The organism is Pseudomonas algeriensis (assembly GCF_048847255.1).
In the GTDB taxonomy this organism is placed as follows: Bacteria; Pseudomonadota; Gammaproteobacteria; order Pseudomonadales; family Pseudomonadaceae; genus Aquipseudomonas.
Window position 1 is genome coordinate 75,872 of the sequence record NZ_JBKKRK010000008.1, and the last position, 24,509, is coordinate 100,380.

The 24,509-nt window shown below is 60.6% G+C and carries 21 protein-coding genes; 11 read left to right on the top strand and 10 right to left on the bottom strand.

Annotation, left to right across the window (positions count from 1 at the left end; translation table 11 throughout):
• Window positions 1-67 precede the first annotated feature (67 nt).
• Together dprA and tsaC are read left to right on the top strand one after the other, a co-directional pair.
• A complete protein-coding gene (dprA, locus tag ACLK1G_RS14200; RefSeq protein ID WP_420765997.1) occupies window positions 68-1,162 on the top strand; it encodes a DNA-processing protein DprA in 1,095 nt (364 codons plus the stop codon).
• A 60-nt stretch (window positions 1,163-1,222) separates the two neighbouring features.
• Window positions 1,223-1,780 carry an L-threonylcarbamoyladenylate synthase type 1 TsaC gene (gene tsaC / locus ACLK1G_RS14205; protein WP_420765998.1) on the top strand — a complete coding sequence of 186 codons (558 nt, stop codon included), beginning with the start codon at window positions 1,223-1,225 and terminating at the stop codon, window positions 1,778-1,780.
• A 267-nt stretch (window positions 1,781-2,047) separates the two neighbouring features.
• Here tsaC and ACLK1G_RS14210 read toward each other — a convergent pair whose 3' ends face one another.
• A complete protein-coding gene (locus ACLK1G_RS14210) occupies window positions 2,048-3,025 on the bottom strand; it encodes an NADPH:quinone reductase (protein ID WP_420765999.1) in 978 nt (325 codons plus the stop codon).
• Between the two features lie 162 nt (window positions 3,026-3,187).
• On the opposite strand from ACLK1G_RS14210, the gene hemF reads away from it, so the two are divergent.
• Window positions 3,188-4,102 (top strand): oxygen-dependent coproporphyrinogen oxidase, encoded by a 915-nt coding sequence (gene hemF / locus ACLK1G_RS14215; RefSeq protein WP_420766000.1) that lies wholly within the window; start codon window positions 3,188-3,190, stop codon window positions 4,100-4,102.
• A gap of 13 nt (window positions 4,103-4,115) precedes the next feature.
• Window positions 4,116-4,937, top strand: coding sequence for a shikimate dehydrogenase (gene aroE / locus ACLK1G_RS14220; RefSeq protein WP_420766001.1), 822 nt, complete (start codon window positions 4,116-4,118; stop codon window positions 4,935-4,937).
• Window positions 4,938-5,088: 151 nt separating this feature from the next.
• Here aroE and ACLK1G_RS14225 read toward each other — a convergent pair whose 3' ends face one another.
• From ACLK1G_RS14225 to betC, 3 genes are all read right to left on the bottom strand, one after another.
• Entirely contained in the window at window positions 5,089-6,657 is a 1,569-nt protein-coding gene (locus ACLK1G_RS14225) for a SulP family inorganic anion transporter (protein WP_420766002.1), read from the bottom strand.
• Window positions 6,658-6,812: 155 nt separating this feature from the next.
• Window positions 6,813-7,733 (bottom strand): choline ABC transporter substrate-binding protein, encoded by a 921-nt coding sequence (gene choX / locus ACLK1G_RS14230; RefSeq protein ID WP_420766003.1) that lies wholly within the window; start codon window positions 7,731-7,733, stop codon window positions 6,813-6,815.
• A 23-nt stretch (window positions 7,734-7,756) separates the two neighbouring features.
• Complete coding sequence (betC, locus tag ACLK1G_RS14235) at window positions 7,757-9,265, bottom strand: choline-sulfatase (protein ID WP_420766004.1); 1,509 nt, start codon at window positions 9,263-9,265, stop codon at window positions 7,757-7,759.
• A 114-nt stretch (window positions 9,266-9,379) separates the two neighbouring features.
• Between betC and ACLK1G_RS14240 the strand changes: the two genes are divergently transcribed.
• Window positions 9,380-10,330, top strand: coding sequence for a choline sulfate utilization transcriptional regulator (locus tag ACLK1G_RS14240; protein ID WP_420766005.1), 951 nt, complete (start codon window positions 9,380-9,382; stop codon window positions 10,328-10,330).
• Window positions 10,331-10,335: 5 nt separating this feature from the next.
• Here the strand turns inward: ACLK1G_RS14240 and ACLK1G_RS14245 are convergent, their stop codons facing one another.
• Window positions 10,336-10,995, bottom strand: coding sequence for an NAD(P)-dependent oxidoreductase (locus tag ACLK1G_RS14245; protein ID WP_420766006.1), 660 nt, complete (start codon window positions 10,993-10,995; stop codon window positions 10,336-10,338).
• Between the two features lie 564 nt (window positions 10,996-11,559).
• Here ACLK1G_RS14245 and ACLK1G_RS14250 point away from each other — a divergent pair.
• The 5 genes from ACLK1G_RS14250 to ACLK1G_RS14270 all read left to right on the top strand — a co-directional run bounded on the left by ACLK1G_RS14250 (window position 11,560) and on the right by ACLK1G_RS14270 (window position 18,232).
• Window positions 11,560-12,867, top strand: a complete 1,308-nt coding sequence (locus ACLK1G_RS14250) for a CitMHS family transporter (RefSeq protein ID WP_039593443.1) — start codon at window positions 11,560-11,562, stop codon at window positions 12,865-12,867.
• A 77-nt stretch (window positions 12,868-12,944) separates the two neighbouring features.
• Window positions 12,945-13,712 carry a TerC family protein gene (locus ACLK1G_RS14255; protein WP_420766007.1) on the top strand — a complete coding sequence of 256 codons (768 nt, stop codon included), beginning with the start codon at window positions 12,945-12,947 and terminating at the stop codon, window positions 13,710-13,712.
• A gap of 336 nt (window positions 13,713-14,048) precedes the next feature.
• Window positions 14,049-15,707 (top strand): Na/Pi cotransporter family protein, encoded by a 1,659-nt coding sequence (locus ACLK1G_RS14260; RefSeq protein ID WP_420766008.1) that lies wholly within the window; start codon window positions 14,049-14,051, stop codon window positions 15,705-15,707.
• A 72-nt stretch (window positions 15,708-15,779) separates the two neighbouring features.
• Window positions 15,780-17,168 carry a M16 family metallopeptidase gene (locus ACLK1G_RS14265; RefSeq protein WP_420766009.1) on the top strand — a complete coding sequence of 463 codons (1,389 nt, stop codon included), beginning with the start codon at window positions 15,780-15,782 and terminating at the stop codon, window positions 17,166-17,168.
• Window positions 17,169-17,224: 56 nt separating this feature from the next.
• Complete coding sequence (locus ACLK1G_RS14270; RefSeq protein ID WP_420766010.1) at window positions 17,225-18,232, top strand: DUF5924 family protein; 1,008 nt, start codon at window positions 17,225-17,227, stop codon at window positions 18,230-18,232.
• A 43-nt stretch (window positions 18,233-18,275) separates the two neighbouring features.
• On the opposite strand, the gene ACLK1G_RS14275 is transcribed toward ACLK1G_RS14270, so the two are convergent.
• From ACLK1G_RS14275 to ACLK1G_RS14295, 5 genes are all read right to left on the bottom strand, one after another.
• Window positions 18,276-19,505: a nucleoside recognition domain-containing protein gene (locus tag ACLK1G_RS14275; RefSeq protein ID WP_420766011.1), complete on the bottom strand. Its 1,230-nt coding sequence runs from the start codon at window positions 19,503-19,505 to the stop codon at window positions 18,276-18,278.
• A gap of 190 nt (window positions 19,506-19,695) precedes the next feature.
• Window positions 19,696-21,027 (bottom strand): glutamate/aspartate:proton symporter GltP, encoded by a 1,332-nt coding sequence (gene gltP / locus ACLK1G_RS14280; RefSeq protein ID WP_420766012.1) that lies wholly within the window; start codon window positions 21,025-21,027, stop codon window positions 19,696-19,698.
• Window positions 21,028-21,719: 692 nt separating this feature from the next.
• Window positions 21,720-22,184, bottom strand: a complete 465-nt coding sequence (locus ACLK1G_RS14285; protein WP_420766013.1) for an inhibitor of vertebrate lysozyme family protein — start codon at window positions 22,182-22,184, stop codon at window positions 21,720-21,722.
• Window position 22,185: 1 nt separating this feature from the next.
• Window positions 22,186-22,350, bottom strand: coding sequence for a DUF1328 domain-containing protein (locus ACLK1G_RS14290; RefSeq protein WP_003177151.1), 165 nt, complete (start codon window positions 22,348-22,350; stop codon window positions 22,186-22,188).
• 78 nt (window positions 22,351-22,428) lie between these two features.
• Window positions 22,429-22,716: a hypothetical protein gene (locus tag ACLK1G_RS14295; protein WP_420766014.1), complete on the bottom strand. Its 288-nt coding sequence runs from the start codon at window positions 22,714-22,716 to the stop codon at window positions 22,429-22,431.
• A gap of 437 nt (window positions 22,717-23,153) precedes the next feature.
• Between ACLK1G_RS14295 and algB the strand changes: the two genes are divergently transcribed.
• Complete coding sequence (gene algB, locus ACLK1G_RS14300) at window positions 23,154-24,500, top strand: sigma-54-dependent response regulator transcription factor AlgB (RefSeq protein WP_420766015.1); 1,347 nt, start codon at window positions 23,154-23,156, stop codon at window positions 24,498-24,500.
• Window positions 24,501-24,509: the final 9 nt, after the last annotated feature.

Genomic DNA, 24,509 nt, shown 5'->3' on the forward strand with positions numbered 1-24,509 from the left:
TTACCAACAGAGTTATCCACAGCTTGTTCCCGCTTGAACGGGGCTATAACGATCAAGGATTGATCACATGCCATTGCCTGAATCTGCTTCGGTTCCGCCTGCGGAACTAGAGGCCCGTCTGCGCTTGCATCGCTTGCCGGAACTGGGGCCTAAACGTTTCATGACTCTGATGGAGGCTTTTGGCTCAGCGTCCAAAGCCATCAGCGCACCGGCCAGCGCATGGCGGGCGCTGGGGTTGCCGGCCACGTGCGCCGAGGCCCGACGCGCCCCGCAAATACGCGACGGTGCCGCCCACGCATTGGCCTGGCTAGACGGTCCGGCCCAGCATTTATTGATGTGGGACCAGCCTGAGTACCCTGCGCTGCTGGCACAGATCAGTGATCCGCCGCCGCTGTTGTTTGTCGCTGGCGACCCCTTGATCCTGGAAAAACCGCAACTGGCCATGGTCGGCAGTCGCCGGGCATCACGTCCGGGCATGGACACGGCGGCGGCGTTTTCCCGAAGCCTGGCCGGCGCCGGTTTTGTCATCACCAGCGGCCTAGCCCTGGGCATCGACGCCGCCGCGCATCAAGCGGCGCTGGATGTCGGCGGGCTGACCGTCGGCGTGCTGGGCACGGGCCTGGAAAATTTTTATCCACAGCGCAATCGCCGGTTGGCGGAGGCGATGATTGCCCAGGGCAGCGCGGTGGTCTCGGAGTTTCCGTTGGACGCAGCGCCCCACGCCAGCAACTTTCCGCGCCGCAACCGAATCATCAGTGGCTTGTCTCTCGGCGTGCTGGTGGTCGAGGCCAGTGTCGCCAGTGGTTCGCTGATTACCGCGCGGCTGGCGGCGGAACAGGGCCGCGAGGTCTACGCCATTCCGGGGTCGATCCATCATCCCGGCGCCCGGGGTTGCCATCAGTTGATCCGTGATGGCGCGGCCCTGGTGGAAACCGTCGAGCATATCCTCGAAGCGTTGCGTGGTTGGCAGCGATTGCCCCTCGCCTCGGAGCCAGTGCCGGTGACGCACCCGCTGTTGCGCCTGCTGCATGCCGCGCCGCAGACCAGTGAAGCGTTGGCCGATGCCAGCGGCTGGGGCTTGTCCAAGGTCCTGGCGGCACTGACCGATCTGGAAATGGACGGACGGGCCATCTGCGAGCACGGCCGCTGGTTTGCTCGCTAGGTTTTATGGGGAAGATCGGTAAACTGCGCACAGCCTTATTGCGTTGCGGAGAATCTTTTCATGGTCAACAGTTGGCGTGTGCAACAAGCCGCGCAAGAAATTCGCGCCGGGGCGGTCATTGCCTACCCAACCGAAGCCGTCTGGGGCCTGGGTTGCGATCCGTGGAACGAGGATGCGGTGGAGCGTCTGCTGGCGATCAAGTCTCGACGGCCCGACAAGGGACTGATCCTGGTGGCTGACAACATCCGCCAGTTCGACTTTCTGTTCGAGGACTTCCCCGAAACCTGGATGGACCGCATGGCCAGCACCTGGCCAGGGCCGAATACCTGGCTGGTACCGCACCAGGATCTGTTGCCGGAGTGGATCACCGGCGTGCATGACACCGTTGCGCTGCGGGTCAGCGATCATCCTATCGTCCGTGACTTGTGCTCGTTGATCGGCCCGCTGGTCTCCACGTCGGCCAACCCACAAGGCCGGCCGGCGGCGCGCACGCGCATCCGCGTCGAACAGTATTTCCGCGGCCAGCTCGATCTGGTGCTGGGCGGTAACCTGGGCGGGCGCAAGAACCCGAGCGTGATTCGTGATTTGGCGACGGGCAAGGTGGTGCGCCCGGACTGACTTTTTGTCAGCACACAATCAACTGTGGGAGCGAGCCTGCTCGCGAAGGCGTCAGGTCAGCCAGCATCAATGTTGGCTGATACACCGCTTTCGCGAGCAGGCTCGCTCCCACAGGGTTTTGTGTTCACGCAGTATTTATGAACACCACAAAGCAACTGTGGGAGCGAGCTTGCTCGCGATGGCGTCAGGTCAGTCAGCATAGATGTTGACTGATACACCGCTATCGCGAGCAAGCTCGCTCCCACCGGTTTTTTAGCGGCCACTGGATCAGGGCAGGAGGATCGTCGACCCCGTCGTCCGCCGCGCCGACAATTCGGTATGCGCCTTGGACGCGTCAGCCAGCGGGAATCGCTGATTGATATCCACGCTGAGCTTGCCACTGGCGATCATCCCGAACAGCTCATCGGCCATGCGCTGCAGGTTTTCGGCATTGTTGGCGTAGGTCGCCAGGGTCGGGCGGGTGACGTACAGCGAGCCCTTGGCCGAGAGAATCCCCAGGTTCACGCCGTCCACCGCACCAGAAGCATTGCCGAAGCTCACCACCAGGCCACGCGGCGCCGTGCAATCCAACGACGTCAGCCAAGTGTCTTTGCCAACCCCGTCGTACACCACTGGGACTTTCTTGCCGTCAGTCAATTCCAGCACGCGCTGTACGACGTTTTCCTTGCTGTAGTCGATGACTTCCCAGGCGCCATGGGATCTGGCGATGGCGGCTTTTTCCGCCGAGCTGACAGTGCCGATCAGTTTTACGCCCAAAGCCTTGGCCCATTGGCAGGCCAAGGAGCCCACGCCACCGGCGGCGGCGTGGAACAGAACAGTCTCGCCGCCCTTGAGCTCGTAAGTCTGACGCAGCAGGTATTGCACGGTCAGGCCCTTGAGCATTACCCCGGCAGCCTGTTCGAAGCTGATGGCCTCGGGCAAGTGGACCAGATTGGCCTCGGGCAATACGTGGACATCGCTGTACGCCCCCAGCGGACCACTGCCGTAGGCGACGCGGTCACCGACCTTGAAACGCGTGACGTCCGAACCAACGGCCTCGACCACACCCGCGCCCTCCGCACCGAGCCCCGACGGCAAGGCCGGTGGCGGATAAAGGCCACTGCGGTAATAGGTGTCGATGAAGTTCAGGCCGATGGCCTTGTTGCTCACGCGGACCTGTTGCGGAGCGAGCTCGGCGGGCTGGTAATCCACGAACTCAAGTACGTCTGGGCCGCCGTGGGAACTGAACTGGATGCGTTTGGCCATCTTCACTTTCTCCTTATTGTGTGACTTTTACCAAGCCTGCTATCGGACTCCTAAGCTTGATCCACGTCAACTGTGGTGTGGGCGGATGCGGTGTTATCCTGTGCGCCCATTTTGCCGGCGGCCTTGTACGCCGAGCAGCGTAGCCCTGATCAAGGTGATGTCATGACTACTCGCACCGAGGCCGTGAAAGCCTATCTGCTGGACCTGCAAGACCGCATCTGCGCGGCACTGGAAACCGAGGACGGTGGCACTCGCTTCGTCGAGGACGCCTGGACCCGGCCAGCCGGAGGTGGCGGTCGTACGCGAGTGATCGAAAACGGCACGGTGATCGAAAAGGGCGGCGTCAACTTTTCCCACGTCTTCGGCAGCGGTCTCCCACCGTCAGCCAGTGCCCACCGGCCTGAGCTGGCCGGGCGCGGCTTCGAAGCCCTGGGCGTGTCACTGGTTATCCACCCCCACAACCCCCATGTGCCGACGTCCCACGCCAACGTGCGCTTTTTCATCGCCGAAAAGGAAGGCGAGGAGCCGGTCTGGTGGTTTGGCGGTGGCTTCGACCTGACGCCTTATTACGGCGTGGAAGAAGATTGCGTGCATTGGCACCGCATTGCCCAGCAAGCCTGCGAACCGTTCGGCCCGGATATCTATTCGCGCTACAAGGCCTGGTGCGACAGCTACTTCCACATCAAGCACCGCAACGAGCCCCGGGGCATCGGCGGCCTGTTCTTCGATGACCTGAACGAGTGGGACTTCGACACCAGCTTCGCCTTCATGCGCGCCATTGGCGATGCCTACATCGATGCGTACCTGCCAATCGTGCGACGTCGCAAGGATGACAAGTTCACGGCCAAGCAGCGGGAATTCCAGGAGTTCCGCCGTGGACGCTACGTGGAATTCAACCTGGTCTATGACCGAGGCACGCTGTTTGGCCTGCAATCGGGCGGGCGTACCGAGTCGATCCTGATGTCCCTGCCGCCGCAGGTCCGCTGGAGTTATGACTGGAAAGCCGAACCGGGCAGCGAAGAGGCTCGCCTGACCGAGTACTTCCTGCAGGATCGCGATTGGCTGGCCACGGTCTGAACGGGGATTATCAATGGACCGCTACGTTGTAATGGGTAACCCGATCGGCCACAGCAAGTCGCCAATGATCCATCGCCTGTTTGCCGAGCAGACCGGGCAGGTGCTGGACTACAGCACGTTGCTGGCACCCTTGGAGGATTTTGCCGGTTGCGCCCGGGAATTTTTCCGCGAGGGCCGTGGGGCGAACGTCACCGTGCCGTTCAAGGAAGACGCCTTCCGCCTGGCTGACAGCTTGACCGACCGGGCGCAGCGCGCCGGGGCGGTCAACACCTTGAGCAAACTGGTCGACGGCCGCCTCTTGGGCGACAACACCGACGGTGCGGGGCTGGTGCGGGACCTGACCGTCAACGCCGGTTTCAGCCTCAAGGGCAAGCGCATCCTCTTGCTCGGCGCCGGCGGTGCGGTGCGCGGCGCCTTGGAACCGCTGCTGGCCGAAGCACCGGCGTCGGTGATCATCGCCAATCGGACGGTGGAAAAAGCCGAGTTGCTGGCTGAGCTGTTCGCCGACCTGGGCCCGGTCTCGGCCAGTGGTTTTGATTGGTTGAAGGAGCCGGTAGACCTGGTCATCAACGCCACGTCCGCCAGCCTGACGGGCGATGTACCGCCGATTGCCGCAAGCCTGATCGAGCCGGGCCAGACGTTCTGCTACGACATGATGTACAGCAAAGAGCCGACATCCTTCTGCCGCTGGGCCCGAGAACATGGCGCGGCGGTGGCGATGGACGGCCTGGGCATGCTGGCCGAGCAGGCGGGCGAAGCGTTCTACCTGTGGCGCGGGGTACGCCCGGATACGGCGCCGGTGCTGGCCGAGCTACGCCGCCAGCTCGCACAGTAGGCTTCAGGCTGTTGTGGCGAGGGGATTTATCCCCGCTGGACTGCGAAGCAGTCCCCAGAAAGCGGGGCCGCTTCGCGCCCCAGCGGGGATAAATCCCCTCGCCACAGGTGTGTAAACCTACAGACCTATGCGCCATAAGCTCCTCCACTCTTCAACCCTCGAAGTGGATCGGGCATTTGTCCGATCCTTCCAACTTCAACAACTCCTCCACCACCTGCGGCCTTGCTCCACGCAAGGTCAGGCTACGCCCCTGGCCGCGCAGCCGCCGGGCTTCCTGATGGAGCATTTCCACGCCCGAATAATCGATGAAGTTGATCTGCTGGGCGTCGATCACCACCCGTTGCGCCTGCATACGCTGCAAACGCACCTGCAAATAATGACTGGCGCCGAAAAAGATCGAGCCGCCCACCCGCAAGATGTCCGCCTCGCCTTCGCGGCTATGGTGCACACGTGGCTGGGAGGTGCGCTTGAGGTAGAAAAACAGCGAGGCGAGTACGCCGGCGTAGATAGCGGTTTGCAATTCCAGCAACAGCGTGGCCAGGCAGGTCAGGCCCATGACCAGGAATTCGGAGCGACTCACCCGGTACAACGCCCGGATGCCGCGATGGTCCACCAGGCCCCAGGCGATCAGCAGGATGCTGCCGGCCATGGCGGGAATCGGAATGTGCGCGATCAATTTCGCGCCGGCAACGGCAAACAGCGCTACCCACAATGCCGAAAACATCCCGGCCAGGGGCGAGCAGGCGCCAGCCTCGTAGCTGAGGCCCGAGCGAGTGAAGGAACCGGCTGATAACGATCCTGCGAAAAATCCTCCAACAATATTGGAAAGACCCTGCGCCCTCACCTCCTGATTCGCATCGAGCAACTGCCCGGAGCGGACCGACAGCGACCGGGCAATGGACAGACTGGTCACCAGCCCGAGCATGCCCACCGCCACGGCACCGGGCAGCAGGCGCAAGATCAATTCCAGGTCCAGCGGCAGCGGTGTGAACGGCGGCAGGCGCCCGACAAAGGCACTAACCAACGCCACATGCCCGAACATCGCCGGCCACACCCAGACCACCAGGCTGCTGATGACCAAAGTTATCAACAGGCTTGGCCAGCGTGGCAGCAAGCGCTTGAGCACAATGCCCAGCGCCAGGGTGCCCAGTCCCAACAACAGCGAAGGCTTATCCACAGCTGCGATGTGGTTGAACAACATAAGCAAGCTTTTCAACGCCGTGGCTTCGTTCGGCAGGTCCAGGCCCAGCAGGTTCGGCAGCTGCCCCAAGGCAATGACCACCGCTGCGCCCAAGGTGAAACCCAGCACCACCGAATGCGAGACAAAATTGACCAGCGCCCCGAACCGCAACAACCCGAGCAGCCATTGGAAAATACCCGCCAAGACCGTCAGCAAGAGGATCAGCGTGATGTAGTCCTGGGTTGCCGGAACGGCCAGGGGACTGACCGTGGCGTACAGGACAATGGAGATCGCCGCCGTAGGACCGCAGATCAAATGCCACGACGAACCCCACAGGCAGGCGATCAGCACCGGCACGATCGCCGCGTACAGTCCGTACTCGGGTGGCAATCCGGCAATCAGGGCGTAGGCAATGGACTGCGGCAGCGCGAGGATCGCACCGCTGAGGCCGACAACCAGGTCACGGCCGACACTGGCGCGCGTCTGCCGGGGTAGCCAGCTCAGGAATGGAAACAGCGAATGGCGCGTGGGGATTGCCATGGGGCCTCTAGAATGGGGTTTGGCGCAAGAGTATCAGGTGAACCAACGTGGCGAGGGAGCTTGCTCCCGCTGGACTGCGCAGCAGGCCCGATTCTGCGGCCGCTGCGCGACCGAGCGGGAGCAAGCTCCCTCGCCACAAGAGCCCGGCGCAGCTGTCAGAGCTTGGCCTTCACCGCCGCCAGCGCGTCCTTACCGTCAACGGTCTTCACGCCATCCAGCCATTTATCCAGCACCGCCGGATTGGCCTTGATCCAGGCCTTGGCCGCGTCGGCGTTGCTGACTTTCTTGGTCACCACCTCAGCCATGATGCTGTTTTCCATTTCCTGGGTGAAGCTCAGGTTGGTCAGCAGTTTGCCAACGTTCGGGCAGGCCTGTGCATAACCTTTGCGCGTCAAGGTGTACACGCTGCCGGTGTCGCCGAAATATTTCTCGCCGCCCTTGAGGTAGTGCATCTTCAGTTGCACGTTCATCGGGTGCGGGGTCCAGCCGAGGAAGGTCACGAACTTCTGTTTTTTCACCGCCCGGGAGACTTCCGCCAACATGGCCTGTTCGCTGGACTCCACCAGCTTCCATTCGCCCATGCCGAAATCGTTGGTCTTGATGATTTCTTTCAGGGAAAGGTTGGCCGGGGCACCGGACCCGATGCCGTAGATCTTCTTGTCGAACTTGTCCGCGAATTTGTTCAGGTCGGCAAAGTTATGCACGCCTGCGTCCCAGACATAATCGGGCACCGCCAGGGTGAATTCGGTGCCATCAAGGTTCTTGGCCAGTTGCGTAACATCACCGTTAGCGACGAATTTGTCATAGAAGCCCTGCTGCGCCGGCATCCAGTTACCCAGGAACACATCGACCTGACCATCTTTCAGGCCGCCAAACGTAATCGGCACGGCAAGCGTATCGACCTTGGGCTTGTAACCCATGCCTTCCAGCAGGAAACCGGTGATGGCGTTGGTCGCAGCGATGTCGCTCCAGCCCGGGTCAGCCATTTTGACCGTCTCGCAGCTTTGCTCGGCCCACGCCGAAACACTGCTCAACGCCAACAGCCCGGCGGCCAGTACTGTGGATAACTTTTGCATGTGCTTCCCCTTACGTTATTGGTTTATTGGCAGGGTTGTGGATAACGGGCCTTGCGCTCCAGATCGTCCAGATCGATGTGGTTGCGCATGTACTGCTGGCTGGCGTCCACCAGCGGCTGGTGATCCCAGCTCTTGAGTTTGCCCAGGGTCAGCGCATGGGCGACGAAACGTCGACGTCGCTGGCTGGCGAGTACCTGTTGATGAATCGTCGGAATGTCCCATTTGGCCCGCGCTTCGGCGAGAAAATCAGCGAACAGTGACTGATGTTCGGGCGATTGGCTGAGGTCTTGCTGCTCCTTGGGATCGTTGCGTAGATCGAACAGCAGGCATGGATCATCCTCGCTGTAGATGAATTTCCACTGGCCGCGACGGATCATCATCAACGGACTGATCGTGCCTTCAGCCATGTATTCGCCGAAGACCTCATCATGTCCGCCCTGCCCTTGCAGATGCGGCACCAGCGAACGGCCGTCCAGTGGCAGACCTGGCTCCAGCGTACCGCCGGCCAGTTCAACCAGGGTCGGCAGCAGGTCGGCGGTGGACACAGCCGCACCGACACGGCGATTGGCGAACTGCCCCGGGGCACTGATCAGCAACGGTACCCGAGCGGCCATTTCGAACCAGTGCATTTTGTACCACAGGCCCTTTTCGCCGAGCATATCCCCATGATCGCCGGAGAAGACGACGATGGTGTCGTCGATCAGCCCGGTGTCCTCCAGGGTTTGCAGCAACTTGCCGACATTGCTGTCGATGTAGCTGCACGCGCCGAAATACGCTCGACGAGCATCGCGGATCTTATCCACAGGCAGCGGCTTATCCCAAAGATCATAGACCTTGAGCAGGCGCTGGGAATGCGGATCGAGTTCAGCCTGCGCCGAGGTTTGCGGCAGTGGGATCTCGTTGTCGTCATACAAATCCCAAAATGCCTTGGGAATCGTGTACGGATCGTGTGGGTGTGTCATCGATACCGTTAGGCAAAACGGCTGGTCGCCGTCCTCGCGGATGTGGTCGAACAAGTATTGCTGGGCCTTGAACACCACCTCTTCATCGAAGTCCAGCTGATTGGTCCGCACGCACGGGCCGGCCTGCAACACCGATGACATGTTGTGATACCAGCTCGGCCGCACATCCGGCTCATCCCAATTCACGGCCCAGCCGTAGTCGGCAGGATAGATATCACTGGTCAGACGTTCTTCGTAGCCGTGCAGCTGGTCCGGTCCGCAAAAATGCATCTTGCCAGACAACGCCGTGCGGTAGCCGAGGCGGCGAAGGTAGTGGGCATACGTCGGAACGTCCCCTGGAAAATCCGCCGCGTTGTCGTAGGCGCCAATCTTGCTTGGCAACTGGCCGCTCACCAGGGTAAAGCGTGACGGCGCGCACAACGGACTGTTGCAATACGCGGCATCGAACACCACGCCCTGGTCGGCCAGGCGGGACAGGTTCGGCAACTTGATGGGCGACGGACCATAGATCGGCAACATTGGCGCGGCCATTTGATCGGCCATGATGAAAAGAATGTTCTTGCGCTTCATGTATTCGCGGCATTCCATAGTAGGCAGTTATGCGATAGTGCTGCGATTGAGCATGTAGCCCCTGAGTTTTGGGGTAAAGCCCATGCGAGACAATGACTAGGATAAGCACAGCTTATGTATGAAGCCTTGGGCGACCTCTCCCTGGACCTGTTCCGTGTCTTCGAATCAGCGGCTCGCCAGCAAAGCTTCACCGCGGCCGCGATCGAGCTGGGCACCACGCAGCCGGCCATCAGCCAGCAGATCAAACGGTTGGAAGAACAGCTGGGCACGCGGCTGTTTGACCGCATCTATCGAGGCATCGAGCTGACTGAAGCCGGCACGCTGCTGTTCGAGCAAGTCCAGGCCGGTTTGCAAAGCATCGATGCGGGTCTGAACGCGATCACCGCCCAGCACCAGCACGAAGTGCTGCAAGTGGCGACGGACTTTGCCTTTGCCGCTTATTGGCTGATGCCTCGGCTGCATCGGTTTCACGCCGCCAATCCCCAGGTAGATGTGAGCCTGGTGACCAGCGAGCGCAACCACAACATGCTCCGTACCGATATCGACGTTGCAGTGTTGTTCGGCGATGGTCGCTTCAAACAAGGCGAAAGTCGCTGGCTGTTCAGCGAAGAAGTTTTCCCCGTGTGCAGTCCGCTGCTACTCGGAGAACGTCCCCTGCCCTTGCCCGCCCAGGCCTTGGCGGAATTCCCGTTGCTGCACCTGCGCGCGGGCAACAGCAGCAACTGGTTCGACTGGAGTGGTGTGTTTCGCGAATTAGGCATCAACTCGCCGCCAGCGCCCGGGCAGTTGCGCTTCGACAATTACACGCTGCTCATCCAGGCGGCGATTGGCGGCCAGGGCGTCGCCATCGGCTGGCGACACCTTGTGGATAACTTGCTGGCCCAAGGATTGTTGTGTCGTCCGATCGCCCAAACGGTGCTGTCCCGGCTGGGTTATTACGTGGTCTTGCCCCAGCGCAAGCGCCGCGGTGTTCTTATCAAGTTGTTCGTGGATTGGTTGATGGAAGAACAGGCCAACAGCGCCGAGTCGCTCACTGGCTTGCCGCTGCCTTCCATCGCCGTTTGATAGGCCTACACGGCCGTGACAAAACTGACGTGCTCGCCCACATGCAGGTTCAAGCGCAGCTCATCGGCGATGCCGACGGCCACGCGGTTGAGCCGCTCCAGGGTTTCGGCCAGGCCCGGCTCGAGGCTGGTACTGACCTGGCTGAAGTGTTCGATGCCCAAGCCTGGCGCGGCATAGGGCGCGTTGATCAGGGTCCACTGCAGCGTGCTGTTCTTCAGAGCATCAAGCACTTCTTCGGCGGCATGGCGCTGCAAGTCGTCGTCGGCTTGTTCTTCGTCGAGCACCGCAAAGTCACCCACCAAAAACAACCGTGAAATGTTCACCGCTTGCATGCCGGCAATCAACGCATCCACCGCCAGGACTTGCTCCACCGGGCCGGGAATCAATGTGCGCTCCACCTGCTCGCTGTTCATCGGCAATCCCGGTGCGTTCAACAGGCATACGACGGCGCTGACACCGGCGACGCTTTGCTTGACCCGCTCCGGGTCGAACAGATCGCCGGTCTTGGCCCGCAGTCCCGGGCGTGGGGCCAGGGCGGTAAGGTCATCCAGAACGGCGATTACTTCATGCTGTCGTCGCAGCAGTTCAGCCATCAACGCACTGCCGAGGCTGCTCATGGCACCATAAAGCACCACTTTGATAACCGGGGTTTCCGCGTTTTTCATGGCTGGCGTTCCTTTTTTCCCGCGTGTAAAGGCTCTGACCCGCGGAAAACCAAGAGGGTTCGCCTCTTTATCAAGGATTGACCGATGCAACGGATCAAGGGCTACCACGCCCACGTGTATTTGAATCTTTCAGCCTTCAAAGTGAAACGCTGATTGCTTTTGTGGCGAGGGGATTTATTCCCGCTGGGCGCGGAGCGGCCCTGAAACCTGTCATTGCGAAATTTCAAAAGAATGCGGTCTGCCCTTTTGGGTCTGCTTCGCAGTCCAACGGGAATAAATCCCCTCGCCACAAAGTAACTTCATGCGTTGGTCATACGGTCGGCCTGCGAAAGGCTGCTGAAAGCTTGCGCGATTAGGATCGCCTCACCTACCGGCAACAGACCGGTGGCCTACAACGAGCTTGCTGATGCTCGTGCGGCCTTTTTAACAACAACAATGGTGATTCTGATGTCCGCTGCTACCCATCCCGTTGCGCCCACTCCATCCGTCCGCCCCGTGCTTTGCATCCTGCGCTGACCTGACCGGTTCGCCTTTGCCCGCCGCGCCACGCCTGGAGTATTTCCCATGCTGACTTTCCTTGGCTTTGCCATGGTCATCACGTTCATGTTCCTGATCATGACCAAGCGCCTTTCCGCGCTGATCGCCTTGATCATCATCCCGATCCTGTTCGCCCTGTTCGGCGGTTTTGCACCGAAGATCGGCCCGATGATGCTCGAAGGCATCACCAAGCTCGCCCCTACCGGGGTGATGCTGATGTTTGCGATTCTCTATTTCGCCCTGATGATCGACTCCGGCCTGTTCGACCCGGCCGTGCGCAAGATCCTCAAGCTGGTCAAGGGCGACCCGTTGAAAGTTTCGGTCGGTACCGCCGTTCTGGCGCTCGTCGTTTCCCTTGATGGTGACGGCGCGACCACTTACATGATCTGCGTGGCCGCGATGCTGCCGCTCTACAGCCGCATCGGCATGAGTCCAAGGATCATGGCTGGCCTGATCATCCTCGCCGGCGGCGTGATGAACATGACCCCCTGGGGCGGCCCGACCGCCCGGGCGGCCAGTGCGCTGCATGTGGATCCGTCCGACATCTTCGTGCCGATGATTCCCGCCATGTTGGCCGGCGTCGTGGCGATCCTGGCGATTGCCTACATGTACGGCAAACGCGAGCGTGCGCGCCTGGGTGAATTGCACCTGGCGGGCGACGAAATGGACCACAGCGAAATCAGCGTTTCCCAGTTCCCGGACGCCCGCCGTCCGAAGCTGATCTGGTTCAACGGCGCGCTGACCCTGGTCTTGATGTGCACCCTGATCGCCGGCCTGTTGCCGCTGCCCGTGCTGTTCATGGTGGCGTTCAGTATCGCGATGATCGTCAACTACCCGTGCCTGCAGCAGCAGAAGGACCGCGTCGCGGCCCACGCCGGCAGCGTCCTGGCGGTGGTCGGGCTGATTTTCGCGGCGGGGATCTTCACCGGCATCCTGTCCGGCACCGGCATGGTCGACGCCATGTCCAAGAGCCTGCTGGCGGTCATCCCGGACTTCCTCGGCCCGTACCTGGCGGTCATCACCGCGCTGGTGAGCATGCCGTTCACTTTCTTCATGTCGAACGATGCATTTTATTACGGGGTGTTACCAGTTCTGGCGGAAGCGGCCAGCCATTACGGCATCACTGGCGTCGAGATGGCCCGTGCCTCCATCGTTGGCCAGCCCGTCCACCTGCTGAGCCCGCTGGTTCCGTCGACTTACCTGCTGGTAGCCTTGGCCGGTATCGAATTCGGCGATCACCAGCGCTTCACCTTGAAGTGGGCAGTACTGGTTTGCCTGTGCATAATGTTCGCCGCCTTGCTGATGGGGATTTTTCCGCTGTTCAGCACTCTATAAAAGCAATGCCCGCTGCGTCGCCCCTATCGGTCAACCGAAGGCGCGGCGCGGCCTAACACTCGCTCAAAGGAACTCACATGGAATGGCTGACCAACCCGGAAATATGGGTTGCCTTCTTTACCCTGACCGCCCTGGAAATTGTCCTGGGCATCGATAACATCATCATGATCTCGATCCTGGTCAGCCGCATGCCCAAGCACATGCAGGCGCGCACCCGGATTTTCGGCTTGGCGCTGGCGATGATCACGCGGATCCTGTTGCTGCTGTCGATCACCTGGGTCATGCGCCTGACCGCCGATCTGTTCGAAGTATTCGGCCAGGGCATCTCCGGTCGTGACCTGATCCTGTTCTTCGGTGGCTTGTTCCTGCTGTGGAAAAGCTCCCAGGAGATGTACCACGCGCTGGAAGGCGAGGAAGAAAGCAGCGATGAGCCGTCGGTCAAGGGTGGCAACTTCATCTACACCATCATCCAGATCGCAATCATCGACATCGTGTTCTCCCTGGACTCGGTCATCACCGCCGTGGGCATGGTTTCCCATGTACCGGTCATGGTGGCGGCGATCATCGTTGCCGTCCTGGTGATGATGCTGGCTTCGGGCACCATCAGCACGTTCATCGACAAGCACCCGTCGCTGAAGATGCTGGCGCTGTCGTTCCTGCTGGTGGTCGGTACCGTGCTGATCGCCGAATCGTTCGACGTGCACGTGCCCAAGGGCTACGTCTACTTCGCCATGGCGTTCTCGCTGGCGGTGGAAGCGATCAACATCAAGATGCGCACAGCGATTGCTCGCAAGCGCAAGCAACAGGATCCGGTGAAACTGCGCAAGGATGTCCCGGGTCAGTAAAGATGTAGGGCAGTGAAACGAAGGGGCTCTTGTGAGCCCCTTTTTCATGCCTGCAAAAAACGCTCGAATGCAAAACCTGTTGGAGCGAGCTTGCTCGCGAAAGCGATCGCCTGGAACAAAGATGTTGGATGTGCTGCCGCCGTCGCGAGCAGGCTCGCTCCTACAGGGGGCGGGGTGTTTTCGAGGAAACTGTTTTATGACAGTTTTGTTTCAAACCCATCTTCAGCTGTGCAATGCTGGCGCCCGGACCATTCGGCAACTACAGCTTAAGTACAAGAAGTAAAACGATGTGGCACCGTCAATTTGTCCATCTGGGACGCTAACAGGGGGCTCCTCATGCTGACCCTGCTGAATCTACTTTCCGCCGTGGCCTTGCTGATCTGGGGCACGCATATCGTCCGGACCGGCATCTTGCGGGTCTACGGCTCGAACCTGCGCCATGTCATTGGCCAGAACATGTCCAGGCGCTGGCTGGCGTTCATCGCCGGCATCATGGTCACGGCCATGGTCCAGAGCAGCAATGCCACGGCGATGCTCGTCACTTCCTTCGTCGGCCAGGGCCTGATGGCATTGACCCCTGCCCTGGCGACCATGCTCGGTGCGGACGTCGGCACCGCATTGATGGCCCGGGTGCTGACCCTGGACCTGTCGTGGCTGTCGCCGCTGCTGATCTTTCTCGGAGTGATTTTTTTCCTCTCGCGCAAACAGACCCGCGTCGGCCAGATGGGCCGGGTCTCCATCGGCCTGGGCCTGATCATCCTGGCCCTGCAATTGATTGTCGAAGCCGCCGCGCCGATCACCCAGGCCCAAGGCGTGAAGGTGATTTTCGCCTCGTTGACCGGCGACATCCTGCTCGATGCCTTGGTGGGTGCGCTGTTCGCAATGATTTCCTATTCCAGCCTGGCGGCGGTTTTGCTGACCGCGACCCTCGCCGGCGCTGCGGTGATCAGCTTGCCAGTCGCCATCGGCCTGGTGATCGGTGCCAATATCGGCAGCGGCGTGCTGGCGTTCCTCAGCACCAGCATGCAGAACGCCGCCGGACGCCAGGTGGCGCTGGGCAGCCTGTTGTACAAGCTGATCGGCCTGCTGCTGATCATTCCGGTACTCGACCCGCTGGTGGGCTGGCTGGACGGCCTGGATTTCAGCCCCCAAGAGACCGTCATTGGCTTTCATTTGCTCTATAACACCGTGCGTTGCCTGGTGCTGTTGCCCAGCGTCGGACCGATGGCCAGGCTCTGTGCCTGGCTGCTGCCGGAACGACCGCAAGCCAATGGCAAAGCCACGTCACGGCACCTGGACCCCGCCGCCCTCGCCACACCAAGCCTGGCGCTGGCGAACGCCGCGCGGGAAACCCTGCGCATTGGTGACCTGATCGAAAACATGCTCGAGGCCATGCTCGGCGTGCTGCGAGGCGAGCAAACGGCGATCACTCAACAACTGCGCAGCATGAGCGATGACGTCGAAGCGCTGTGCAGCGCCATCAAGCTCTACATGGCGCAAATGCCTCGTGAAGATCTCAGTGAACAGGACAGTCGCCGCTGGGCGGAAATCATCGAGCTGGCGATCAACCTCAAACTGGCCAGTGACCTCATCGAACGCATGTTGCGCAAGGTCCAGCAGCAGAAGACCTCCCAACGCCGCTCGTTCTCTGACGTGGGCCTGGAAGAATTGGCGGGGCTGCACAGCCATCTGATCGCTAACCTGCGCCTGGGATTGTCGGTCTTCCTCAGTGCCGATCGGGAAAGTGCTCGCCAATTGCTGCGCGAGAAACGGCGCTTTCGCGCGCAGGAACGACGGATGGCCCACGCCCATGTCAGCCGCTTGCAGCGCAAAGTCGTGCAAAGCCTTGAGACGAGTTCCCTTCACTTGGAACTGATCGCCGACATGCGGCGCTTGAATTCGTTGTTCTGCGGCAGCGCCTATGTGGTGCTGGAAACATCCGAGATCGGCGCCCTGTCCGCCGATGAAATGTCCGACATCACCCATTCGCCTTGAACGACTGGCGTCTCGGCCAGTCAACAAGTGTGTCCCCGGACCATGGATTTACAAGCCGCCAGGAAGCCCGCCATGCGTTGTCTGCTACTCGTCCTGCTTTTGTTCGGTTCCCTACCCGTCGTTGCCCAGGATCGCTTCCAGGTCGAGGGATATACGTTGCCCAACGGCATGCAGTTGTTGCTCAAGCCCGGCACGGAACGTGGACACGTGGCGATTCGGTTGGTGGTGGGCGTGGGCCTCGATGATTTCAGCTGCGCCGACAAGGAACTGCCACACCTGCTCGAACATGTGCTGTTCAGCGGCGTCGACGATACCGGCGAGGGCGGCCTGGAAGAGCGCATGCAGGCGCTGGGTGGCGAATGGAACGCCTTCACCAGCAACGCCGACACGACGTTTGTCATCGAGGCGCCAGCGCGCAATCAACGCAAAGTCCTGGACTTGTTGCTGGCATTGCTGACCCGTACCCGAATTGACGCAAAGAATCTGGAAGCGGCCAAACGGGTGGTAGAGCGCGAGGACGGCGGCCATTACACCCATCTGCAACGCTGGCTCGACCGCCAGGACCTGGGCCACAAAGCCAGCAACCAACTGGCCGTGGAACTGGGCTTGCGTTGTGCGGAACGGGCCGAGGTCGAACGCTTTACCGTCGCCCAACTGGAACAGGTGCGCAAGGCTTGGTACGCGCCCAATAACATGACGTTGATCGTCGTAGGTGACCTCGATCGATTGCTGCCGGCCTCTCTGGAACGCGCCTATGGCGAGCTCGAACCGGTCGAACCCAGCGTCCACGAACCGCTGGCGCAGATCCGCTACAGCGCGGTGACCAAGCGCAACCTGATTCGTGGGCTGGTCGGCGACAGCGCCAAGCTTCACTGGCTGTTCCCGGAGCCGGTGCTGGAGCAACAACATGATGAAACCTTCGACCTGCTCAAGGATTACCTGGATTGGGCGCTCTACCGGCAACTGCGCCTGGCTGACGGCCTGTCCTATGGCCCGTGGGTGGAGCGGGACGTCTTCGGCGGCGTCGGTTTCCTGAGCCTCAACGCCGACCTGGCCCGCGAGGACCTGCCCCAGGCCGAACACGCGCTCGAGACGCTGCGCAACACGTTGTTGAGGGACGGCCTGGACCCCGAGAGTTTCGTGCGGATAAAGCGTGCCGCCATTGCTCATCAGTCCTGGGCCGTCCAAGGCAACAGCGCACTGGCCGACTTTTACTGGAGCGCCCTGGGCGACTACGAAGACGGCCGTTTCGCCAACCCAGCCGAGCGCCTGCAGGCAGTCAGTCTGGAACAGGCCAACCTGGCCCTGCGTGAGCTGCTCAAGGACCCAGGCTATTTGCGCATCGAGAAGCCGCTGCTCAGCGATGACGAACTTGTCTGGACACTCGGCGGGTTGGTGGCGGTTCTGCTGGGGCTGGTGGCCTGGCTGATACGGCGCAGGCATCGACGGGACCCGGAATGAATTCACAGTGGTACCCTGTCAGGGATTTTTCCTACGACTTAGCGTGAACCTGCCGAATGCCGAACCTGACTCATTTAATCCAGCGCATTATCGAACTGATGAAGCGCTACCCAGGGGTCATCGCGCTCGGCGGCTTCATTTCCGGGGTCGGCAGTTTCATGCTGGTGGATCGCCAGCAAGGCCTGGCGACCTGGATCGCCATCATGATGCTGGTGAGCTGGCTCTGGCTGATGCTGGAGAACAGCCTGACCCGGTTGTTCACACGGATTTTCAAACGGGAAATTCCCCAGCCGCTGTTGCGTTACGCCACGCAAATGATTCATCAGGAAAGCCTGTTTTTTGTCTTGCCGTTTTTCTTCATCACCACCACCTGGAACAGCAGCCAACTGATCTTCACTGGCCTTCTCGCGGCGGCGGCATTGGTCTCGATCACCGACCCCCTGTATTACAAATGGCTGGCGCCGCGGCGATGGGCTTTCCTGGCGTTGCACACCCTGACGCTGTTCGCGGCGTTGCTGACCGCGCTGCCAGTGATCCTGCACCTGACCACCGACCAGAGCTTCAAGCTGGCACTGGGCATCGCCATGCTGTTGTCATTCCCGAGCCTGGCTTCGATCTTTCCGATCCGTACCGTGCGCAACGCCCTGGCCATCTTGTGCATCACCTTGGGCATTGGCGCCGCCGGTTGGGTGCTGCGCTCCTGGGTACCGCCCGCCACGCTCTGGATGACCGAGGTGGCGATCAGCACCCAAGTGGAAGATCGCACGCCTGGCGCCAGCCTCAAGGAAGTCAGCGCCGCCCAGATTCGCAGCAATGGCCTATACGCCTACACCGCCATCAATGCGCCGCGAGGCCTGGACGAGCGGATCTACCATGTCTGGCAATTCAACGGCAAAGAAGTGGACCGCATCGCTTTGGACATTCACGGAGGGCGCAAGGAAGGCTATCGCGCCTGGACCCACAAGCAGAATTTCCCAGGCGACCCGACAGGCAAATGGCAAGTGCGGGTGCTGACCGAGAATGGCCAGATGATCGGCGTGCTGCGGTTCAAGGTGACGGAATAAAGGGCTCGTCAGGCCCTACCGCGAGCAGGCTCGCTTGCACAGGTCAGCCAAAGAACCAGTAACAAACCCCGATCGCCGCCACCACACCGGCCAGCTCCGCCAGCAGGGCACAACCCACCGCATGGCGCGCTCGCTGGATGCCCACCGCGCCGAAATAGACCGCCAGCACATAGAAAGTGGTTTCGGTGCTGCCCTGGATCGTCGCCGCCACCAGGGCAGGGAAGCTGTCTACCCCAGAGGTCTTCATGGTTTCGATCAGCATCGCCCGGGCGGCGCTGCCGGAAAACGGCTTGACCATGGCAGTGGGCAACGCATCGACGAAACGCGTGTCCCAGCCAGCCCACTGGGCCAGGTGCCGAATTCCGTCCAGGCCGAAATCAAGCGCTCCGGAGGCCCGCAGCACACCGACGGCACACAGCATCGCCACCAGGTACGGCAGCAGGTTCTTGGCAACATCGAACCCTTCCTTGGCGCCTTCAACGAAGGTTTCGTACACCTTGACCTTGCGCAGCGCGCCCACCACCAGGAACAGGATGATCAAGCCAAACAAAGTCAGGTTCCCGAGGATCGAGGACAGCCCCGCCAGCGCCGTGGCCGAAAGCGTGGCCAGCAGCGCCATGAAGCCGCCCAGCGCCAGCGCGCCCGGGACCAGGTAGGCGAGGACCACCGGATCCCACAGGCGCAGACGTTGCATGAATGCCACGGAAAGCAGCCCCATCAGGGTCGAGGCACTGGTGGCGAGCAGGATCGGCAAGAACACCAGGGTCGGGTCCGGCGCGCCTTGCTGGGCGCGGTACATGAAGATGGTCACCGGCAGCAGGGTCAGCGACGATGCATTGAGCACCAGAAACAGAATCTGCGCATTGCTGGCGATGGTCGGGCTGGGATTCAGATCCTGCAGGGCGCGCATGGCCTTGAGGCCGATGGGCGTGGCGGCGTTGTCCAGGCCCAGGCCATTGGCCGCGAAATTGAGGGTGATCAGGCCAATCGCCGGGTGACCGGCTGGGACTTCCGGCATCAAACGAAGAAACAGCGGCCCGAGGGCCTTGGCGAGCCAGTCGACGATGCCGGCTTTTTCAGCGATGCGCAGGAACCCCAGCCAAAGGGTCAGGGTGCCGAACAGCAGGACCATGACTTCCACCGACAGCTTGGCCATGGCAAAGATGCTTTCCACCATGGCGGCGAAGATCCCGGCGTTGCCGCCAATCAGCCACTGCGCCAGTGCGGACACGGCTGCCACGATAAAGAAGCCAAGCCACAGGCCATTGAGCATCGGTTAAGTCCCCCGGAAGATGCGGCGAATGATAGCGGGGCTGGCCGAAACGACAAACCCCGGATTTCTCCGGGGTCTGGTTGGCTTGATGTTGCATGTGCCGCCACCATCGCGAGCAGGCTCGCTCCCACAATGATTGAGTGATCTCTGTGGGAGCGAGCCTGCTCGCGATGGGGCCTTAAGGCATGCCTCAGCGGCTGGAAGTTTCCCCTGCCGGCAACGGCTCCTTGCTGCGCCAGTGCGGCAAAGAATTCCAGTAGCGCTGGCCCTTGGCATCGTCGTACATGCCTTCCCAACGGGAAATGACCAACACGGCCAAGGCGTTGCCGATCACGTTCAGCGCCGTACGGGCCATGTCCATGATGCGGTCGACACCGGCGATGAACGCCAGGCCTTCCAGTGGAATGCCAACGCTGCCCAGTGTGGCCAGCAGCACCACGAAGGACACGCCCGGCACACCAGCGATGCCCTTGGAGGTCACCATCAAGGTCAATACCAGCATCAGCTGCTGGCCGATGGACAGGTCGATGCCATAGAGCTGGGCGATGAAGATCGCGGCGATGCTCTGGTACAGCGTCGAACCGTCAAGGTTGAACGAGTAGCCGGTAGGCACCACGAAACTGCAGATAGCCTTTGGCGCCCCATACGCTTCCATCTTTTCGATAACCCGCGGCAACACCGTTTCGGAACTGGCGGTGGAGTAGGCCAGCACCAGCTCATCCTTGAAGATGCGCATCAGCTTGATCACCGAGAAGCCGAACACCCGAGCGATCAGGCCCAGCACCACGAAGGCGAAGAAGGCGATGGCGACATAAACCAGGATCACCAGCTTCGCCAGCGGCAACAGGGAAGCGAAACCGAAGTTGGCCACCGTCACGGCGATCAGGGCGAACACACCGATCGGCGCGTACTTCATGATCATGTGGGTGACTTTGAACATGCTCTCCGACACGCCCTGGAACATCTTCACCAGAGGATCGCGCAGGTCCGATTGCAGGCTGGACAAACCAAGGCCGAACAGGACGGAGAAGAAGATGATCGGCAACATTTCGCCGCGAGCGACGGCCGCGAAAATGTTCGACGGGATCAGGTTGAGGATCGTCTGGACAAACGCATGCTCATGCTGGACCTCGGCCGCCGTGGCCTGGTACTTGGAGATATCCACCGTACCCAGGGTGCTCATGTCGATGCCGTTGCCCGGCTGGAAGAAATTCGCCAAGAGCAGGCCGACGACGATGGCGATGGTGGTCACGATCTCGAAATAGACGATAGTCTTGAAGCCGATCCGCCCGAGTTTCTTGGCGTCGCCTACGCCGGCGATGCCAACGATCAGCGAGGAGATCACGATGGGAATCACGATCATCTTGATCAGACGGATAAAGATATCGCCTGCCGGTTGCAGCACGTTGCTGATCCACCAGGCCTTTTCGGCACTGAAATGGTTGAGCAGCGCGCCGATTGCAATCCCGAGCACCAGACCGATGAGGATTTGCCAGGCGAGGCTTAGTTTTGCCTTCTTCATATCATTACCCTTACTTCAGTTTGACTCGGACAACCGCATCAACGGACCGCCAGACGGCGGTTCGAACCCATGCCGCTGCCCCGTATAAGGTCACCCTGAGCGCCAAAGGCAGCTCACCAGCAGGCGAAAAAAGGCGCAACTATTGCGATGCAAGGGGGGATCGTCTAATGCCGTAAACGCCTACCCTATGCCGAATCGGCATGAGTTTTACAAAACGAAACGTGCGTCCCAAACAACGCGAATACGCCATTGGAGCAGGCAAAAGTGCCGTGATGCGGCCATTTCAGCGTAGCCGGGCGTTATTCGGATTGCTTGGAAAGACGATGGATGGAGCGGGTCGAAGCTCCGGTCGGAGACAAGAACCCTGGCACTCATTCTCCGATATACGGTAACGGTTCGAGCGCGTGGGGAACAAACAGGACAATGTGTCGCGGCCGGATGGCGGATATTGGCGCAAGAGCAGCGAGACGCTCTAGCGTGGGGATAAGCTCTACGCAAGTCCGCCAAGCCGTCACGACTTCGCGAACTTGCGTCGCAGCTTTTACCTGACCCGGCCCTTTCGCAGGCACCCCTTGTGCCCGTAGGTCACTCCGACCCTGTATGGTCAGAACGTCCCAGCCCCCTGGTCATGCTTCGGCCCTCCTCGGGCTTCGCAGAGAGAAAAGCAGCGTTGCTCTTCCCGCTTCAAGAAATCAGTACCAGTTAGGATCTTTCTTGAGCTGTTCCATTAACAGTTCTTGCATACCTTCATCGGGATTGCCAAGAAAGCGATAGTCCGCGTGACGGGTCGGCGACTTATCGGCCGGCAGGCCTGCGGGCACCTCCACCAACAGGGCATAAGCTTCGTCTTTATCGAAGCTGAAGGCGACGAACAGGCGTTTGCTCTTGCAAGTGGCCTGAGTCTCGCACAACGGCCCGACCAGATACTTGTCGCCGTCCTCTTCGACCGCGTTCATTTGCTCTGCATCGCCCGTCAGGTTCATCACCCATTCGGGCAGACGTTCTTCCTTCTTGACGACCTGCCGCCAAGTCTCGCGATATTGCGTGTCCGACTGCAGCAATTGGTTGACCCGCATTTGACCGTCGTTGGCAGCCATTGCCATGGCACTGCCGCCCAACAGCAGGGCGGCGGCCAGTCCTTTAAGAGTCACGCTCATGTCAGCCTCGGCCACGACGGCCAAAGAAGAACGATGCGATGAACATCACCAGGAACACGACAAAGAGAATCTTGGCGATGCCCGTGGCGGTGCCTGCGATACCACCGAAGCCCAATACAGCGGCGATGATGGCAATAATCAGGAAGGTAATAGCCCAGCTCAACATGGTGATTCTCCTTACGCTTTTCTATTTAGTAACGAATCTGGCAATGATGGTTCCGGTGCAACGGACGACCGGTTCGAATCAGAACACCCAGCGCTCTTCACGAGGCATTTCCGAGAGAGGCTGCGCCTGGTCAACTTCCATCATCCGCATCGAAGCGGATTCCTGCGCCAGCGTACTGGCGGCACTGAAATGGGTTTGCGGGGCACGGTAGGTGGATACCAGTGGAGCTTCCGGCTTCTGGCTTTCATGCCAGAGCATCAATTGCTGACCCGCTACAAGCGTGACCAGCAACGCGACAAAAGCCCACAGCCCCTGCTGGATATGCAGGCGGGTAATGCGAAATTGGGCGGCAACTTGACGATTCATCCTGAAACTCCTCCCCACCCTAGCGGTGATCTGGTTGAGGCGCCCTCAGCGCCACGTTGACCAGAACATTGCAGCCGGCATGCCAGATTTTTTGTGACAATAAAACCTTTTTAAATCAATCAGTTAGGAAGACAGCAACCATTTGCGGGAGCGCATCCTGCACGATGGGCCTGGCGAGCGTCGTGCGTTATGCACGAATTGAGATAAAGGTCTGCGGCCGATTTCTTTTTTGAATTGCGGGTCGGAAACGGATGTCGGAATGAGCGAGCCGAACCGTTGTCGCCGGCAGCGCTAAAAATTGGCCGAAAATCAGTCTTTTAGACGAAGGAGGTCCACAGATTCCGATTCGGTGGGTAATATTCGATCAGAATGGACCATGCAACTTGCCCGATTTTTCTGACACTAATCATCATCATTCATTAAGGAGCGTAGGAAAGATGGAATCCGCCACCGAGCATCAAGGCCGCATTCTGCTGGTAGACGACGAGTCCGCCATCCTGCGTACCTTCCGTTATTGCCTGGAAGACGAGGGCTATAGCGTCGCTACCGCCAACAGTGCCGCACAGGCCGAAGCCTTGCTGCAACGCCAGGTATTCGACTTGTGCTTCCTGGACCTGCGCCTGGGCGAAGACAACGGTCTCGACGTATTGGGACAGATGCGAATCCAGGCACCCTGGATGCGCGTCGTGATCGTGACAGCTCATTCCGCCGTGGACACGGCCGTCGACGCGATCCAGGCCGGCGCCGCCGATTATCTGGTCAAGCCTTGCAGCCCGGACCAACTGCGGCTGGCGACCGCCAAGCAACTGGAGGTACGCCAACTGTCCGCGAGGCTCGAAGCCCTGGAAGGAGAAATGCGTAAGCCTAAGGACGGCCTGGACTCCCACAGCCCAGCGATGAAGGTTGTCCTCGAAACCGCTCGGCAGGTTGCCAGCACGGACGCCAATATCCTGATACTCGGCGAGTCCGGCACCGGGAAGGGCGAACTGGCGCGGGCGATCCACGGCTGGAGCAAGCGCGCGAAGAAGTCCTGCGTCACCATCAACTGCCCATCGCTGACCACCGAACTGATGGAAAGCGAGTTGTTCGGCCACAGCCGCGGCGCGTTCACGGGTGCCAGCGAAAGCACGCTGGGGCGGGTCAACCAAGCGGACGGCGGCACGCTGTTTCTTGACGAAATTGGCGATTTTCCCCTCGCATTGCAGCCTAAACTGCTGCGTTTCATCCAAGACAAGGAATACGAGCGGGTTGGCGATCCGGTGACCCGACGTGCCGACGTCCGCATCCTCGCCGCCACCAACCTCAATCTGGAGGACATGGTGCGCGATGGACGGTTTCGCGAGGACCTCTTGTACCGCCTGAACGTCATTACCCTGCACCTGCCACCCCTGCGCGAACGCGCCGAGGACATCCTGACCCTCGCCGATCGCTTCCTGGCGCGCTTCGTCAAAGAATACGCGCGTCCGGCACGGGGCTTCAGCGATGAGGCACGCGAAGCGCTGCTAGGCTACCGCTGGCCGGGCAACATTCGCGAGCTGCGCAACGTGGTCGAGCGCGCCAGCATCATCTGCCCTCAGGAGAAGGTTGAAATCAGTCACTTGGGCATGGCCGAGCAACCGATCAACAACGCTCCGCGTATCGGTGCCGCGCTGAGTCTCGACGAACTGGAGAAGGCGCACATCGGTGCAGTGCTCGCCACTGCCGACACCCTTGACCAGGCCGCCAAGACCCTGGGCATCGACGCGTCCACGCTGTATCGCAAACGCAAGCAATACAACCTGTGAGCAGCACCT

Excerpts from the sequence above, each read along its gene's own strand:
- ACLK1G_RS14265 (WP_420766009.1), top strand. The coding sequence starts at position 15,780 with ATGCGTTGTCTGCTACTCGTCCTGCTTTTGTTCGGTTCCCTACCCGTC.
- gltP (WP_420766012.1), bottom strand. The coding sequence starts at position 21,027 with ATGAAGAAGGCAAAACTAAGCCTCGCCTGGCAAATCCTCATCGGTCTG.
- ACLK1G_RS14260 (WP_420766008.1), top strand. The coding sequence starts at position 14,049 with ATGCTGACCCTGCTGAATCTACTTTCCGCCGTGGCCTTGCTGATCTGG.
- ACLK1G_RS14250 (WP_039593443.1), top strand. The coding sequence starts at position 11,560 with ATGCTGACTTTCCTTGGCTTTGCCATGGTCATCACGTTCATGTTCCTG.
- ACLK1G_RS14290 (WP_003177151.1), bottom strand. The coding sequence starts at position 22,350 with ATGTTGAGCTGGGCTATTACCTTCCTGATTATTGCCATCATCGCCGCT.
- ACLK1G_RS14255 (WP_420766007.1), top strand. The coding sequence starts at position 12,945 with ATGGAATGGCTGACCAACCCGGAAATATGGGTTGCCTTCTTTACCCTG.
- ACLK1G_RS14240 (WP_420766005.1), top strand. The coding sequence starts at position 9,380 with ATGTATGAAGCCTTGGGCGACCTCTCCCTGGACCTGTTCCGTGTCTTC.
- choX (WP_420766003.1), bottom strand. The coding sequence starts at position 7,733 with ATGCAAAAGTTATCCACAGTACTGGCCGCCGGGCTGTTGGCGTTGAGC.
- ACLK1G_RS14285 (WP_420766013.1), bottom strand. The coding sequence starts at position 22,184 with ATGAGCGTGACTCTTAAAGGACTGGCCGCCGCCCTGCTGTTGGGCGGC.
- ACLK1G_RS14295 (WP_420766014.1), bottom strand. The coding sequence starts at position 22,716 with ATGAATCGTCAAGTTGCCGCCCAATTTCGCATTACCCGCCTGCATATC.
- betC (WP_420766004.1), bottom strand. The coding sequence starts at position 9,265 with ATGAAGCGCAAGAACATTCTTTTCATCATGGCCGATCAAATGGCCGCG.
- algB (WP_420766015.1), top strand. The coding sequence starts at position 23,154 with ATGGAATCCGCCACCGAGCATCAAGGCCGCATTCTGCTGGTAGACGAC.
- ACLK1G_RS14225 (WP_420766002.1), bottom strand. The coding sequence starts at position 6,657 with ATGGCAATCCCCACGCGCCATTCGCTGTTTCCATTCCTGAGCTGGCTA.
- tsaC (WP_420765998.1), top strand. The coding sequence starts at position 1,223 with ATGGTCAACAGTTGGCGTGTGCAACAAGCCGCGCAAGAAATTCGCGCC.
- ACLK1G_RS14270 (WP_420766010.1), top strand. The coding sequence starts at position 17,225 with ATGCCGAACCTGACTCATTTAATCCAGCGCATTATCGAACTGATGAAG.
- ACLK1G_RS14275 (WP_420766011.1), bottom strand. The coding sequence starts at position 19,505 with ATGCTCAATGGCCTGTGGCTTGGCTTCTTTATCGTGGCAGCCGTGTCC.
- hemF (WP_420766000.1), top strand. The coding sequence starts at position 3,188 with ATGACTACTCGCACCGAGGCCGTGAAAGCCTATCTGCTGGACCTGCAA.
- ACLK1G_RS14210 (WP_420765999.1), bottom strand. The coding sequence starts at position 3,025 with ATGGCCAAACGCATCCAGTTCAGTTCCCACGGCGGCCCAGACGTACTT.
- dprA (WP_420765997.1), top strand. The coding sequence starts at position 68 with ATGCCATTGCCTGAATCTGCTTCGGTTCCGCCTGCGGAACTAGAGGCC.
- aroE (WP_420766001.1), top strand. The coding sequence starts at position 4,116 with ATGGACCGCTACGTTGTAATGGGTAACCCGATCGGCCACAGCAAGTCG.
- ACLK1G_RS14245 (WP_420766006.1), bottom strand. The coding sequence starts at position 10,995 with ATGAAAAACGCGGAAACCCCGGTTATCAAAGTGGTGCTTTATGGTGCC.